General features: G+C 63.2%; 13 protein-coding genes. 3 read left to right on the forward strand and 10 right to left on the reverse strand.

Annotated features, from left to right (window positions below; translation table 11 throughout):
* The 8 genes from glpK to glpD all read right to left on the reverse strand — a co-directional run bounded on the left by glpK (window position 1) and on the right by glpD (window position 9,190).
* Window positions 1-1,494, reverse strand: a complete 1,494-nt coding sequence (gene glpK, locus C8C92_RS19075; protein WP_116744961.1) for a glycerol kinase GlpK — start codon at window positions 1,492-1,494, stop codon at window positions 1-3.
* An 80-nt stretch (window positions 1,495-1,574) separates the two neighbouring features.
* On the reverse strand, window positions 1,575-3,302 hold the full coding sequence (locus C8C92_RS19080) for an extracellular solute-binding protein (RefSeq protein WP_099763197.1): 1,728 nt from the start codon (window positions 3,300-3,302) through the stop codon (window positions 1,575-1,577).
* A gap of 72 nt (window positions 3,303-3,374) precedes the next feature.
* Window positions 3,375-3,650, reverse strand: a complete 276-nt coding sequence (locus C8C92_RS19085) for a DUF2160 domain-containing protein (protein WP_099764528.1) — start codon at window positions 3,648-3,650, stop codon at window positions 3,375-3,377.
* 28 nt (window positions 3,651-3,678) lie between these two features.
* Window positions 3,679-4,482, reverse strand: coding sequence for a carbohydrate ABC transporter permease (locus tag C8C92_RS19090; RefSeq protein ID WP_180288016.1), 804 nt, complete (start codon window positions 4,480-4,482; stop codon window positions 3,679-3,681).
* Window positions 4,482-5,366: a sugar ABC transporter permease gene (locus C8C92_RS19095; RefSeq protein WP_071076566.1), complete on the reverse strand. Its 885-nt coding sequence runs from the start codon at window positions 5,364-5,366 to the stop codon at window positions 4,482-4,484. Before C8C92_RS19095 ends, C8C92_RS19090 begins: the two co-directional genes overlap by 1 nt.
* On the reverse strand, window positions 5,366-6,457 hold the full coding sequence (locus C8C92_RS19100; RefSeq protein ID WP_116744962.1) for an ABC transporter ATP-binding protein: 1,092 nt from the start codon (window positions 6,455-6,457) through the stop codon (window positions 5,366-5,368). Before C8C92_RS19100 ends, C8C92_RS19095 begins: the two co-directional genes overlap by 1 nt.
* 1 nt (window position 6,458) lies before the next feature.
* Window positions 6,459-7,553 (reverse strand): ABC transporter ATP-binding protein, encoded by a 1,095-nt coding sequence (locus C8C92_RS19105; RefSeq protein WP_099763194.1) that lies wholly within the window; start codon window positions 7,551-7,553, stop codon window positions 6,459-6,461.
* A 74-nt stretch (window positions 7,554-7,627) separates the two neighbouring features.
* Window positions 7,628-9,190, reverse strand: a complete 1,563-nt coding sequence (gene glpD / locus C8C92_RS19110) for a glycerol-3-phosphate dehydrogenase (RefSeq protein ID WP_243420285.1) — start codon at window positions 9,188-9,190, stop codon at window positions 7,628-7,630.
* Window positions 9,191-9,384: 194 nt separating this feature from the next.
* Between glpD and C8C92_RS19115 the strand changes: the two genes are divergently transcribed.
* The 3 genes from C8C92_RS19115 (at window position 9,385) to C8C92_RS19125 (ending at window position 11,953) form a co-directional block, all read left to right on the forward strand.
* Window positions 9,385-10,143: a DeoR/GlpR family DNA-binding transcription regulator gene (locus C8C92_RS19115; protein WP_096236294.1), complete on the forward strand. Its 759-nt coding sequence runs from the start codon at window positions 9,385-9,387 to the stop codon at window positions 10,141-10,143.
* 309 nt (window positions 10,144-10,452) lie between these two features.
* Window positions 10,453-10,956, forward strand: coding sequence for a MarR family transcriptional regulator (locus tag C8C92_RS19120; RefSeq protein WP_099763193.1), 504 nt, complete (start codon window positions 10,453-10,455; stop codon window positions 10,954-10,956).
* 79 nt (window positions 10,957-11,035) lie between these two features.
* A complete protein-coding gene (locus tag C8C92_RS19125; RefSeq protein WP_116744963.1) occupies window positions 11,036-11,953 on the forward strand; it encodes a pyridoxal-phosphate dependent enzyme in 918 nt (305 codons plus the stop codon).
* 3 nt (window positions 11,954-11,956) lie between these two features.
* On the opposite strand, the gene C8C92_RS19130 is transcribed toward C8C92_RS19125, so the two are convergent.
* Together C8C92_RS19130 and cysC are read right to left on the reverse strand one after the other, a co-directional pair.
* Window positions 11,957-13,939: a diguanylate cyclase gene (locus C8C92_RS19130; RefSeq protein WP_116744964.1), complete on the reverse strand. Its 1,983-nt coding sequence runs from the start codon at window positions 13,937-13,939 to the stop codon at window positions 11,957-11,959.
* Window positions 13,940-13,956: 17 nt separating this feature from the next.
* Window positions 13,957-14,487, reverse strand: a complete 531-nt coding sequence (gene cysC / locus C8C92_RS19135; protein ID WP_116744965.1) for an adenylyl-sulfate kinase — start codon at window positions 14,485-14,487, stop codon at window positions 13,957-13,959.
* Window positions 14,488-14,533: the final 46 nt, after the last annotated feature.

The following is a 14,533-nucleotide window of genomic DNA, read 5'->3' on the forward strand; positions in this document are numbered from 1 at the left end:
TCACTCGCTCCAGTCGCGCGAGCGCTCCACGGCGCGCTGCCATTTGTGCAGCCGCGTCAGGCGTTCGTCGGCGGCCATGGCCGGTTCGAAGCGGCGTCCCACCTGCCACTGGGCGGCGATTTCTTCCTGCGATGCCCAGAAACCCACGGCCAGACCCGCCAGGTAGGCGGCGCCCAGGGCCGTCGTTTCCGTCACCACGGGACGCACCACGGGCACATTCAAGATGTCGGCCTGGAACTGCATCAGCATGTCGTTGCGCGCCGCGCCGCCATCGACGCGCAGCTCGCTCAAGGCGATGCCCGCGTCATCCTGCATGGCGGACAAGACGTCCACGTTCTGGTAAGCCACGCCCTCCAATGCGGCGCGCGCGATATGCGCCTTGCCCGTGCCGCGCGTGATGCCGATCAGGGTGCCGCGCGCATACGGGTCCCAGTACGGCGCGCCGAGTCCCGCGAACGCGGGCACGAAGACCAGGCCGCCCGAATCGGGCACGCTGGTGGCCAGCGCTTCCACTTCGGACGAGTCGCGGATGATGCCCAGCCCATCGCGCATCCACTGCACGGCCGCACCCGCGATGAAGGCGCTGCCTTCGAGCAAGTAATCGGTCTTGTCGCTGCCCGCGCCCAGGCTCCAGCCCACCGTCGTCAACAGCCGGTTTTTCGATGGCAAGGGGCGCTTGCCCACGTTCATCAGCATGAAGCAGCCCGTGCCGTAGGTATTTTTCGCCATGCCCGGCTTCAGACACACTTGGCCGAACGTCGCGGCCTGCTGGTCTCCCGCGATGCCGGCGATCGGCACGGAGATACCCAGCAGGTCAACGTGCGTGTGCGCGCCCACGCCGCTCGATGGCACGACGTCGGGCAGCAGGGAGGCGGGAATGTCGAGCAGCGCCAGCAGATCCGTGTCCCATTGCAAAGTATGAATGTTGAACAGCATGGTGCGCGCCGCGTTGCTCGTGTCCGTCAAGTGGGCGCCGCTCATCTTGTAGATCAGCCAGCTGTCGATGGTGCCGAAGGCCAGTTCTCCCCGCTCGGCGCGCGCGCGGGCGCCGGGAACGTTGTCGAGCAGCCATTTCAATTTAGTCGCGGAAAAATAGGCGTCCAGCACCAGGCCCGTCTTTTGCTGGATCAGGTCCGCCTTGCCCTGCCCGACCAGTTGCTCGCAATAAGCCGCATTTCTCCGGTCTTGCCAGACGATGGCGTTGGCGACGGGCTCGCCCGTGGCACGGTCCCACAGCACCGTCGTTTCGCGCTGGTTGGTCACGCCGATAGCGGCCACATCGCTTGCCGCCACGCCGCTGTCGCGCAGCACCTGCTGCAGCACGCCCTCTTGCGAGGCCCAGATTTCGTTCGCGTCATGCTCGACCCAGCCCGGCTGGGGGAAAATCTGGCGAAATTCGCGCTGCGCGCTGGCGTGCGGCCGGCCCGCATGGTCAAACAGGATGGCACGCGAACTGGTGGTGCCCTGGTCTAAAGCAAGTATGTATTTGGTCATGGTCGCTACTACGTCGATACAGTGAAGGGGCACGGGCAAACGCCCGTGCCCCGGGAAAGCGGCAGCAGAAGTTTACACGACTACCTTACCTTGCCCTCTTTCCAAGCCTGCAATAATTTATCGTAGGCAATCGTTTCGCCCTTCGGCTTTTCATTCGCCAGCTTTTTCCATGGAGCGTGCTGGTCCGACAGATACTGGTTCGGATCGCCCTTGGCATTGAGCTTGGGTGCGCACGCCTTCATGCCGGCCCGCTGCAGGCGCGCCATGACCTGGTCCATTTCCTCGGCCAGGTTATCCATGGCGGCCTGCGGCGTTTTTTCCGCCGTAATGGCCGTGGCCACATTCTTCCACCACAGCTGGGCCAGCTTCGGATAGTCGGGTACGTTGTTGCCCGTCGGCGTCCACGCCACGCGGGCAGGGCTGCGGTAGAACTCGATCAAGCCGCCGTATTCGTTCGCATGTTTCGTGAAATAATCGTGGCGGATGTCGGAATCGCGGATGAAGGTCAGGCCGACGATGGATTTCTTCAGCGACACGGTTTTCGATGTAACGAATTGCGCGTACAGCCAGGCGGCGGCCTTGCGGTCGTCCGGCGTGGACTTGAACAGGAACCAGGAACCGACATCCTGGTAACCGTTCTGCATGCCCTCTTTCCAGTACGGGCCGTGCGGCGATGGCGCCATGCGCCATTTCGGCGTGCCGTCCTTGTTGACCACTGGCAAGCCCGGTTTTGTCATGCCAGCCGTAAACGCCGTGTACCAAAAGATTTGCTGGGCAATTTCACCCTGCGCCGGCACCGGGCCCGCTTCCGAGAAATTCATGCCGTTCGCCTGCGGCGGCGCGTATTTCTTCATCCAGTCGATGTATTTCGTCAGCGCATACACGGCCGCCGGCGAATTGGTGGCGCCGCCGCGTGAAACGGACGCGCCCACAGGCGTGCACTTGTCGGCCGCCACCTTGATGCCCCACTCATCGACGGGCAAGCCATTCGGGATGCCCTTGTCGGCCGCGCCAGCCATCGACAGCCAGGCATCGGTAAAGCGCCAGCCCAAGGAGGGATCTTTCTTGCCGTAATCCATGTGGCCATACACTTTCTTGCCGTCCAGTTCCTTCACGTCATTGGTAAAAAAGTCGGCGATGTCTTCATACGCGGACCAGTTCTGCGGCACGCCCAGCTCGTAGCCATACTTGGCCTTGAACTTGGCTTGCAAATCCTTGCGCGCGAACCAGTCGGCGCGGAACCAGTACAGGTTGGCAAATTGCTGGTCGGGCAACTGGTACACCTTGCCATCGGGCGCCGTGGTAAAGCTGATGCCGATGAAATCTTTCAGATCCAGGCCGGGATTGGTGAATTCCTTGCCCTTGGCGGCCATGTAGTCGGACAGCGGCTCGACGGCGCCATAGCGGTAATGCGTGCCGATCAGGTCGGAATCGGAAATCCAGCCGTCATAGATGCTCTTGCCGGACTGCATCGACGTTTGCAGCTTTTCCACCACGTCGCCTTCCTGGATGATGTCGTGGCGCACCTTGATGCCGGTGATTTCCTCGAAAGCCTTGGCCAGGGTCTTCGATTCGTAGACATGGGTGTCGATGGTTTCCGAGACCACGGAAATTTCCTTGATGCCCTTGGCTTTCAGCTTGGCCGCCGCATCGATGAACCACTGCATTTCAGCAAGCTGTTGCTGCTTGCTCAGGCTGGATGGCTGGAATTCCTTGTCGATCCAGGTTTGCGCCTGTTTGGCGTCGGCCAGGGCCGCATTCGACACGAGCATGGCCACCGCCGCGAAGACCGTGAACTTCAATTTCATCGTGAATCTCCTTTTATTGTATTGCCGGCCGCCTGCTGACGGTCCGGCCTCCATCAACACCGGCAAGCCGGCTCACCCCCAACGCATCACTATTACCAACAACACAAAACTGATGGCAGCACCAATCGCTTGCTGCATTTCCGTAAACCCCGCCCACGCCAGGTTGACATACGCGGCCGTGAGCAAGCCGATGAACAAACGGTCGCCGCGCGTGGTCGGCATGGGCAAGAAGCCCTTGCGCGCGATGCTGGGCGAGCGGATTTGCCACACCGTCATGCCAGCGAGCATCAAGCCGATGCAGATGAAGAAGATGGCCACTTCCGGCGTCCAGGCCATCCAGCCGAACAGGCTGGTTGTGCTATCGGTATTTTCCATGTCACACCCTCCCCATCGCAAAACCCTTGGCGATGTAATGGCGCACGAACCAGATCACCAGCGCACCGGGCACGATGGTCAAGACTCCCGCCGCCGCCAGCACGCCCCAGTCCATGCCCGCCGCCGAGACGGTGCGCGTCATGGTGGCGGCAATCGGCTTGGCGTTGACGGAGGTCAAGGTGCGCGCCAATAACAGTTCCACCCAGCTGAACATGAAACAGAAGAAGGCCGTCACGCCCACGCCCGACTTGATCATCGGCAAGAAGATGCGGATGAAGAAGCGGGGGAAGCTGTAGCCGTCGATATACGCCGTCTCGTCGATTTCCTTCGGCACGCCGGACATGAAGCCTTCCAAAATCCACACGGCCAGCGGCACGTTGAAGACCATGTGCGCCAGCGCCACGGCCAGATGCGTATCCATCAGGCCCACCGTCGAATACAGCTGGAAGAAGGGCACGAGGAAGACGGCGGGCGGCGTCATGCGGTTGGTCAGCAGCCAGAAGAACAAATGCTTGTCGCCGACAAAGTTATAGCGCGAAAAGGCATACGCGGCCGGCAAGGCCACGGTGACCGACATCACCATGTTCAGCGCCACGTAAATCATGGAATTGATGTAGCCGCTGTACCACGATGGGTCCGTAAAGATGGTCTTGTAGTTGGCGAACGTCAGGTGTTCGGGCCACAGGCTCAGCACGCCGACGATTTCCTCGTTGGTCTTGAGCGACATGTTGAGCATCCAGTAGATGGGCAATAGCGAACCCAGCAGGAAGACGATCAGGATGATGGCGCTGATTTTCTTGTGCATCATTTCTGGTCTCCCGTGCCGACGCGCTGCATCCACGTGTACAGCACAAAGCAGAACAGCAGGATGATCAGGAAGTAAATCAATGAGAACGCCGAGGCCGGCCCCAGGTCGAACTGGCCCACGGCCTTTTGCGTCAGGTATTGCGACAAAAAGGTGGTGGCATTGCCCGGTCCGCCACCGGTCAGCACGAACGGTTCCGTGTAGATCATGAAACTGTCCATGAAGCGCAGCAAGACAGCTATCATCAGCACATTGCGCAGTTTCGGCAGCTGGATGTAGCGGAACACGGCCAGGCGCGAAGCGCCGTCGATGCGCGCCGCCTGGTAATACGCGTCGGGAATGGCGCGCAGACCCGCATAGCACAGCAGCACGACCAAGGGCGTCCAGTGCCAGATATCCATCACCATCACCGTCAGCCAGGCGTCGAGCGAGTTGCCGTTGTAATTGTAGTCAAAACCCAATTGATTCAGGGTGTAGCCCATCAGGCCGATGTCGCCGCGGCCAAAGATTTGCCAGATGGTGCCCACCACGTTCCACGGTATCAGCAGGGGCAGCGCGATCAGCACCAGCGCCAGCGAGGCTTTCCAGCCCTCGGCCGGCATGCACAGGGCAATCAAAATACCGAGCGGAATCTGGATCGCCAGCACGGAGCCGGAAAACAGCAACTGGCGCAGCAAGGCGCTGTGCAAGTCGCCATCCAGCATGACCATGCGGAACCATTCCGTGCCCACAAACACCTTTTGCGTGGGACTCAGGATATCTTGCACGGAATAATTGACCACCGTCATCAGCGGCAGGATGGCGGAAAAGGCCACGCACAGCAGCACGGGCAGGATCAACAGCCAGGCGCGGCGGTTGTTATCGGTCTTACCATTATGTATCATCAAGCCACCCGCTTATCGTTGACATAGAAAAGGGTGCGTTGCGGCGGAAAGCGCAGCCGTACAGCCTCCCCCGCCACGGCGTCGATGGCGCGCAGCTTGGCCGCCACCGTGGCGCCGCCCAGCTGAAATTCCGCCAGGTAATGCGTGCCCATGTTGCGTACGGCAGTCACCGTGGCGTCCAGCGTATCCTCCCCACCCTCGCCCGCTGTCAGGCATTCGACGAATTCCGGCCGTACTCCCAAGGTGATCTTGCCTTGCGCGCCAGCCAGCGCCGCGCGGGCGGCGGCGGACACGGCCAGCGGCTGGCCCGCCACCCTCGCCCCGCCATCGTCCAGAGTACAATCGAGCAAGTTCATGCCCGGGTTGCCGATGAAATAGCCGACAAACGTGTGTTCCGGCTCCTCGAACAGCGCTTGCGCGCTGCCCGTCTGCACCACCTCGCCCTGCGTCATGACGACTACCTGGTCGGCAAAGGTCAGCGCTTCCACCTGGTCGTGCGTGACGTAGATCAGGGACAATTTCAGTTCGTGGTGGATTTCCTTGAGTTTCCTGCGCAACAGCCATTTCAAATGCGGGTCGATCACCGTCAGCGGTTCATCGAACAGCACGGCCGCCACGTCGGGACGCACGAGCCCCCTTCCCAGCGAAATCTTTTGCTTCGCGTCCACGGACAAGCCGCTGGCGCGCAACTTCAAGTCACCTGTCAGCTCCAGCATCTGCGCCACCTGCTGCACGCGCTTTTTCACCTCGATTTCTCTCCAGCCGCGATTGCGCAGCGGAAACGCCAGGTTGTCGTGCACGGTCATGGTGTCGTAGATGACGGGAAACTGGAACACTTGCGCGATATTCCGAGCTTCCGTGGGTAGCTGCGTCACATCCTTGCCGTCGAACAGCACTTTGCCATGCGACGGTTTCACCAGGCCAGAGATAATGTTGAGCAAGGTCGTCTTGCCGCAGCCGGACGGCCCCAGCAAGGCGTACGCGCCGCCGTCATGCCACGCCATGCTCATGGGCCGCAGCGCATAGTCGGCGGGTGCCGTGGGGTTCGGTTTGTAGGCGTGGGCCAGGTCGACCAGTTCGATGCGCGCCATGTCACACTCCTCCTTGCACAGGGGCAAACAGCAGGCCGCCGTCATCCGCAAAGATCAGCAGCGCATGCGGCTGGCAATACACGGTGCAGGCGCTGCCGATCTCCAGGTTGTGCACGCCGCCCAGTTGCGCCACCAGGGCCAGGTCGCCACGGCGCGCATGCACATAGGTTTCCGAACCGCTGATTTCCGCCAGGTCCACCGTCGCTGCGATGGCCACGTCGCCCTCGGACTGGGGAGACAGATGCAGGCTGTGCGCGCGTACGCCGAGAATCACCTGCGTGCTGTCGCCCAGGCGGGCACGCTGTGCGCCGCTCAGGTGTATCGCCAGGCCGTCCGCCGCCTGCGCCACGCCCTGCGCATCGACGCGGGCGGGAATCAGGTTGATGGGCGGATCGCTGAAGGTACGCGCCACGGCGATGGAATTGGGCGCGTTGAAGACGTCCAGGGTCGGCCCCTGCTGCAGCAAGCGTCCCTCGTGCAGCACGGCCACGTGGCCGCCCAGCTGCAGCGCTTCCAGCGGTTCCGTGGTGGCGTACACGACCGTCGTGCTGCCGCTGGAAAACAGTTCCGTCAACTCGCGGCGCAATTCCTCACGCAATTTGTAGTCGAGGTTCACCAGTGGCTCGTCGAGCAGCAACAGCGAGGCATCCTTGATCAGCGCGCGCCCCAGCGCCGTGCGCTGCTGCTGGCCGCCCGACAGTTCGCCGGGCGTGCGCTGCAGATACGGCGTGATATGCAGGCGCTCGGCCAGCGCCAGCACTTTGGCGTGGATCTGTTCCTCGGGCACCTTGCGCAAGCGCAAGGGCGAGGCGATATTGTCGTACACGGTAAAGGCCGGATAGTTGATGAATTGCTGGTACACCATGGCCAGATTGCGCTTGCTGACGGGCACGCCCGTCACGTCGACGCCATCGGCAGTCACTGTGCCCCCGCTGGGCTTGTCCAGGCCCGCCATCACGCGCATCAGGGTCGTCTTGCCGGCACGCGTGGTGCCCAGCAAGACGTTGATGGCGCCCGGCACCAGCGCCAGCGACATCGGATATAAATAATCGTCAGCCCCCTGCTTCCTGCTGATCTTGTCCAGTACCAGTTGCACGCGCGTCTCCTCCAGTGATGGTTTCTTATTCTTCGCGGCACCCTCTGCGGGGCGTGGTCGCCAACATGTGCTGCTTACGGCAAAGGGTGCTGCAACAGCCAGGCGTCGAGCCTGCCCGCCGTCTCGCGCGGCAGGTGCAGGCCCAGCTTGGAGCGCCGCCACAGGATGTCGGCCGCGCTGACGGCCCATTCATGGCGCCGCAAATAGTCGACTTCCGCCCCGTACAGGCCGGCGGCGATTGCCTCGCCCATGGCCGCCACATCCTTGCGCCCAGCCAGCAGCAGATGGATGCGCGTGCCGTAGGCGCGCGCATAGCGCGCCACCAGCGCCGCCGGCAGCCACGCATAGTCGCGCTGCAAGCCTTGCACGAACTGGCCGAATTCGCGCACGGACCGGTTCTGCGGCGTACTGCCGAACACGTCGCCGCCGGGCAGGCAGGCGCTGGCCGTCCAGGCTGGCCGCGTATTGCCCAGCAAGGGCGCCAGTAAATCCAGCGCTTCCTCAGCCAGCTTGCGAAAGGTGGTGATCTTGCCGCCGAAGATACTCAGCAGCGGCGCGCCCTCCTGGTCCAACTCGAAGCGGTAATCGCGCGTGACGGCCTTGGCGTCGGCCGCCGCGTCTTCCACCAGCGGGCGCACGCCCGCATACGTCCAGACCACGTCGGCAGGATTGATGGGCTTGCTGAAATAGTAACTGGAAAGCTCGCACAAGTAACGAATTTCCGCGTCATCGATTTCCACCTTGCCGCGCTCGCCCTGGTAGTCGAGATCGGTGGTGCCGATCAGGGTGAAATCGTGCTCGTATGGAATGGCAAACACGATGCGTCCGTCCGGATGCTGGAAGATATACGCATGATCATGCTCGAACAATCGCTTGACGACGATATGGCTGCCCTTGATCAAACGCAAATGCCGGCCCTGTCCGCCGGGCGCCGCCTGTTGCAGGAACTCGGCCGTCCACGGCCCGGCCGCATTGACGACGCTGCGCGCGCGCACGGTAGTCTGCTGGCCGCTGGCGTGCTGCAAGGTGGCCAGCCAAGCGTCGCCTTCGCGCGCCAGCGTCGTGCAGCGCGTGCGCGTCAGAATGGTGGCGCCCTTGTCCGCCGCGTCGATGGCGTTCAGCACCACCAGGCGCGCATCGTCGACCCAGCCATCGGAATACACGAAGCCGCGCTTGAACTCAGGTTTTAACGGTTGTCCGGCCGCGTGGCGCTCAAGGTCGATGCCTTGTGAGGCAGGCAGGATTTCGCGCTTCGCCAGCATGTCGTAGAGAAACAGGCCGGCGCGTATCAGCCAGGCGGGGCGCTGGCCTTGCGCATGCGGCATGACGAAGCGCAAGGGCCACATGATGTGCGGCGCCGAGCGCAGCAGCACTTCGCGCTCGATCAGCGCCTTGCGCACGAGGCCGAACTCATAGTATTCGAGGTAGCGCAGGCCGCCGTGTATCAGCTTGGTGGACGCGGACGAGGTGTGGGCGGCCAGGTCGTCTTTTTCGCACAGCACCACGGACAAGCCGCGGCCCGCCGCGTCGCGCGCGATGCCGGCGCCGTTGATGCCGCCGCCCACTACCAGCACGTCGCATGCCATCGCCGGCTGCGGCTGCGGCACTGCGGCGATCCCCTGCTGCATTGAGGCCATCGGGACTCCATCGTTATCAAGGACAAGCGACCAAGAAAGACTAGGCACACCCGGCGACTGTGGTTAAGATCAATACGGATGTCATACGAATGCAATATGGATAAGATTACGCCATAAATCGAACTCATAGCAACATGTTTTCACCCAAATTTGTTCGATTTTGTTCGCTTATGCAATTTTAAAGAGACACGCCCATGAATTTGAATCCCCGCCAGCGCCGCTTGCTTGAAGTGGTGCGCCAGAAAGTCACCATGTCGGTCGAGGAGTTGGCCCAGCAACTCGACGTCACGCCGCAAACCGTGCGGCGCGACGTCAAACAGATGGAAGAAGCGCGCCTGCTGGCCCGCTATCACGGCGGCGTGGGCTTGCCCTCGTCCGTGGAAAACATCGATTACAGCCAGCGCCAGGTATTCAACAGCGACGCCAAGCGGCGCATCGCCACCGCCGTGGCGGCGCAAGTGCCGCATGGCTGCTCGCTCCTGATCAATATCGGCACCACCACCGAAGAAGTGGCGCGCGCGCTGGGACAGCACACGGGCTTGCACGTGGTGACGAACAACCTGAACGTGGCCGCCATCCTGGCCGACAACGGCGCCTGCGAAGTCATCGTGGCCGGCGGTGTGGTGCGCGGACGCGACCGTGGCATCGTGGGTGAAGCCACCATCGACTTCATCCGCCAGTTCAAGGTCGACATCGGCATCATCGGCATTTCCAGCATCGACGAAGACGGCAGCCTGCGCGACTTCGATGCGCGTGAAGTGAAGGTGGCGCAAGCCATCATCGAGCAGTCGCGCGAAGTGTGGCTGGTGGCTGATCAGCATAAATTCGGCCGCAAGGCGCTGGTGCGCCTGGCAGATCTGGCGCAAATCGATATCTTGTTTACGGATGCGCCGCCGCCGGCCCGCTTTGCCGACGTCCTGCGCGACGCGGGCGTCAAGGTGGTGGTGGCCTGAGCGGCAGGTAGGGGCAAGCGCAGCGAATGATATGAAATATTTATCAATTCGGCAAAAAAGCTGTTACCATTGATGCAACATGAGTTATTTTTTTAATCTTCCTCTCCGGCAATACGATTAGCCGCTTGATATTGCTTTTTATCTATCCAGAGCAAGGAAATAAGGAAAAACTCTTTGTCGCTCAGTGATTTCCTGTGAAAACAGTGTTAAAACGACCTCAAGCACGATGATTATTCCCAAACAAACCACTCGACAGCCAGCGTCAAGGCCCTAACCATGCCGACAACGCCGCCCAGTGAAGGAAAAGAAATGAGCCATAATTTTGAAACGGCCGGCATGCCGCAAACCGCCCGTCCCAACAGCGTTCCCGTCAGCGAGCTGGAAGCCCATCTCGGCTACTGGCTGCGTTTCGTCTCCAACCACGTTTCCCACAGCTTCCAGAAAAAAGCCGAAGCCAACGGCGTGACGGTGTCCGAATGGGTCGTGCTGCGCGAAATGTTCCGCCTCGGCTGCACCTCGCCCACGGTGCTGGCGCAAGTGTCCGGCATGAGCAAGGGCGCCGTGTCGAAGCTGATCGACCGACTGGAAAGCAAGGGCATGGTCAGCAAGTCCATCCTGCTGGCGGACCGCCGCCAGCATTCGATCGAACTGACCACGGAAGGCGAAGCGCTGGTGCCCGTGCTGGCCGAGATGGCCGACCAGAACGACGAGGAGTTCTTCGGCAAGCTGCCGCGCCAACTGCGCGACGACCTGCTCGATGCGATGAAGGAAGTGGCGCGCACGCATCAGCTCAAGAACGCGCCCCTGAATTAAGGCCGCTGGCGGCAAGGGTGGGACGGTGGGACGGGCGCTTCGGCTATGATGCTGGCCTGACCGTTTACCAGGAACACGCATGGCCCTGCACATCGAAACCCCTCTGCTCAACTCGCGCGCCCTGAGCCTGCACAGCGACCGCGCCATCTGGCTCAAGCTCGAAGCCTTGCAGCCGCCCGGCTCCTTCAAGATCCGCGGCATCGGCCTCGCCTGCGAAGAATACGCGCGGCGCGGCGCCAGCCGTTTCATCTCTTCTTCCGGCGGCAATGCCGGCATCGCCGTGGCCTATGCGGGACGCCAGCTGGGCATTCCCGTCATCGTCGTGGTGCCGGAAACGACCAGCGCGCGGGCCAGGGCCCTGATCGCGCAGGAAGGCGCCGAAGTCATCGTGCACGGCGCCGCCTGGCAAGAGGCGAACGCGCTGGCGCAGTCGATGCTCACGCCGCAAGACGCCTTTTTGCATCCGTTCGACGACCCGCTGCTGTGGCAGGGCCATGCAGGCATGATCGATGAAGTGGCCCGCGCGGGCCTGAAACCGGACGCGGTGGTGCTGTCGGTGGGCGGCGGCGGCTTGCTGGCCGGCGTGGCCGAAGGCTTGCAGCGCAACGGCTGGGATGACGTGGCCCTGGTGGCCGTGGAAACCGAAGGCGCCGCTTCGCTGGCGGCCGCCGTGGCCGCGCGCGACCACGTGGCCCTGCCATCTGTCGCCAGCATCGCCACCTCGCTGGCCGCGCGCCAGGTGTGTGCGCAAGCCTACGCCATCAGCCAGACGCGCCTGCTGCACAGCGTGGTGGTCTCGGACAAGGCCGCCGTCGATGCCTGCCAGCGCTTCATTGACGACCAGCGCCTGGTGGTGGAGCCGGCCTGCGGCGCAGCGCTGGCCGCCGTCTACGGCAAGGTGCCGCAACTGGCACCCTACCGCAATGTGCTGGTCATCGTCTGCGGCGGCGTCACGGCCACCACGCAGCAGCTCGACCACTGGACTGCCACTCTGTAAAACCTACGGCGCCGCCTCAAGCAGCGCCACGCCGTCGCGGCCCTGCCCCTTGGCGGCATACAGGGCCTGGTCCGCCAGGTCCAGCAACTGCGTCGGCGTCAGCGCGCCTTCGCGGAAGATGGCGATACCGACGCTGGTCGTCACCGGCAGCGGGCCGCTGGCCAGCTCAAACGGCTGGCGGATGGCGTCGATGATCTTCGCGCCGATCTGGCGCACTTCCGCCGCGCCGTTCACGCCTTCGAAAATGATCACGAATTCATCGCCGGCCAGGCGCGCCACCAGGTCGCTGGCGCGCACGCTGCGCACCAGGCGCGCGGCGAACTCCTTCAGCACCTCGTCGCCCGTTTTGTGTCCCAGGCTATCGTTGATGGCCTTGAAACGGTCGATATCGAGATACGCCAGCGCCATCGGCGCGCGCGCCACGCGCGTACGCTGCATGCTTTGCACCAGCTGTTCGTCGAAGCGGCGCCGGTTGGCGATGCCCGTCAGGGTATCGGTAGCGGCGGCAAACTGCAGCGCCGTATGCACCGCCTTGGTCTTGGTGATTTCGTGGATCAGGCCATACACGCCTTCCACCGCGCCGCTCTCGCCCACATCGGGCACATAGCTGGTCTGGAAGGAGCGCCGGCCCGCCTCCCCCTCGCCGTCGATGGTGAATTCATATTCGACCTCCTCGCCCGCGAAGGCGCGCCGCAGGTAGGCTTCGCGCAATTGATACGCTTCTTCGCCCAGCACCTCGCGGATCGACTGCATCATGCTTTCCTTGCGCGACCGGCCGAACCATTTTTCAAACGTGGCGTTGATGAACTGGTAGCGGTGCTCGCGGTCGATGTAGACGATCACCACGGGAACATGGTCCGTCAGCAGCTTCAAGCGCCGTTCGCTGTCGCGCGTCTGCGCCTCGGCGATTTCGCGCTCGGCCACCAGCGAGTAAAAATCGCGGCTCAAGTCGCCGATTTCGTCGCGCCGCTCGATTTGCAGCGCCTCGATGCCCAGGCGCTGGCGGCGAATCTGGTGCACCTGGCGGCGCAAGCGCTCCAAAGGCTGCAACAGGCGCAGCACCACGCGCCAGCCGGCCAGTCCCGCCAGCGCCGCCAGCAGCACGGCGGCCAGCAGGATCTTGCTGCGGATGGCGTGCAGCGGCGCGAACGCGTCACGCATGGGATACACGGACGCCAGTATCCAGCCCGTCGAGGCGATGCGGTGATAGGCAAACAAGGCATCGACGCCTTGCGTGGTGGTCCCCGTCAGCCAGCCCTCGAAGCCCTGCATGGCGCGCCGCGTCGGTTCGCTGATGGGGCCATGCGCGTCGATATGCTGCATGATGCGCGACTTGTCGGGATGCTCGACGATGACGCCTTCGCTGGTCATGATGTACAGATAACCACCCGTGCCCGGCTTGAGCGCGCCCAGGCGCCCCAGGAAATCGGGCTGGCGCAGGTTCACGCTGGCCGCCAGCACATAGCGCACGGCGCCCTGCGCGGCGAACACGGGCTGCGTCACCACCACGATGGGCATGCCCGAAATGCTGCCGTTGAGCGGCGCGGAAATCACCGAACGCCCGGTCGCCAGCGTCTGGTCAAAATACGGGCGGCCTTTCAGGTTCATCCCCGCCTGCGGCTTGACGGGGCCCATGCTGGCCAGCAGGGAGCCATCGGTAGCCACCACAGCGGCCGTGTAGAATTCCTTGCCCAGCACCGTTTGCGCGGCCAGGAAGCGCTGCAGGCCGGCGCCATCGTGCGCGCCGCTGGCCGCCAGGCTGTCGGCGATGGCGCGCAGCACGTTGCGCTTCGCGTCGAGTTCTTCATCGATGAAAACGGCGGCGCTGGCCAGCGATACATACTGCTGGCGTCCCGTCACATCGCGCATGCCGCGCTCGGCCACGCTCAGGGTGGCCAGCGCCAGCGAGGCCACGGCCGCCAGCACGAGCAGGAAGACGACCACGCTCATGCGCGCCTTCAGGCTGGCGGGCAGACGTCGGCGCAATCGTTTTCGCCAGTTCGTCACGTACGCTGCTGAAGGTAGTGGCACAGGCGCTCGACCGACTCGTCCAGCGCCAGCGTGCCCGTGTCCAGGGTCAGCGCGGGCGACAGCGGCGCTTCGTAGGGAGCGGAAACGCCCGTGAATTGCGCAAGCTGCCCCGCGCGCGCCTTTGCGTACAGGCCTTTCGGATCGCGCGCCTCGCACACGGCCAGCGGCGTGCTGACGTGGACCTCGATGAAATGCGCCGTGCCGACGATGTCGGCGGCCATGGCCCGGTCGGCGCGGTACGGCGAAATGAAGGCGGCGATGACGGTCAATCCCGCCGCGTTCATCAGGCGCGCCACTTCGGCCGTGCGGCGGATGTTTTCATGCCGGTCTTGCGGCGTAAAACCGAGGTCGCGGTTCAGGCCATGGCGCAGCTGGTCGCCGTCGAGCAGCGCCACGGCGCGGCCCTGCGCCTTCAGCGCTTGCGCCAGCGCCAGCGCGATGCTGGTCTTGCCGGCGCCGCTCAAGCCCGTCAGCCAGACCGTGGGGTGTTGTGCTGCTGTCATCACACTGCCTCTCTGTTACAGAGCTGGCAATATAACAAAGCCGTGC

The sequence above is a fragment of the Janthinobacterium sp. 78 genome (genome assembly GCF_003096775.1).
Taxonomy (GTDB): Bacteria; Pseudomonadota; Gammaproteobacteria; order Burkholderiales; family Burkholderiaceae_D; genus Janthinobacterium; species Janthinobacterium tructae.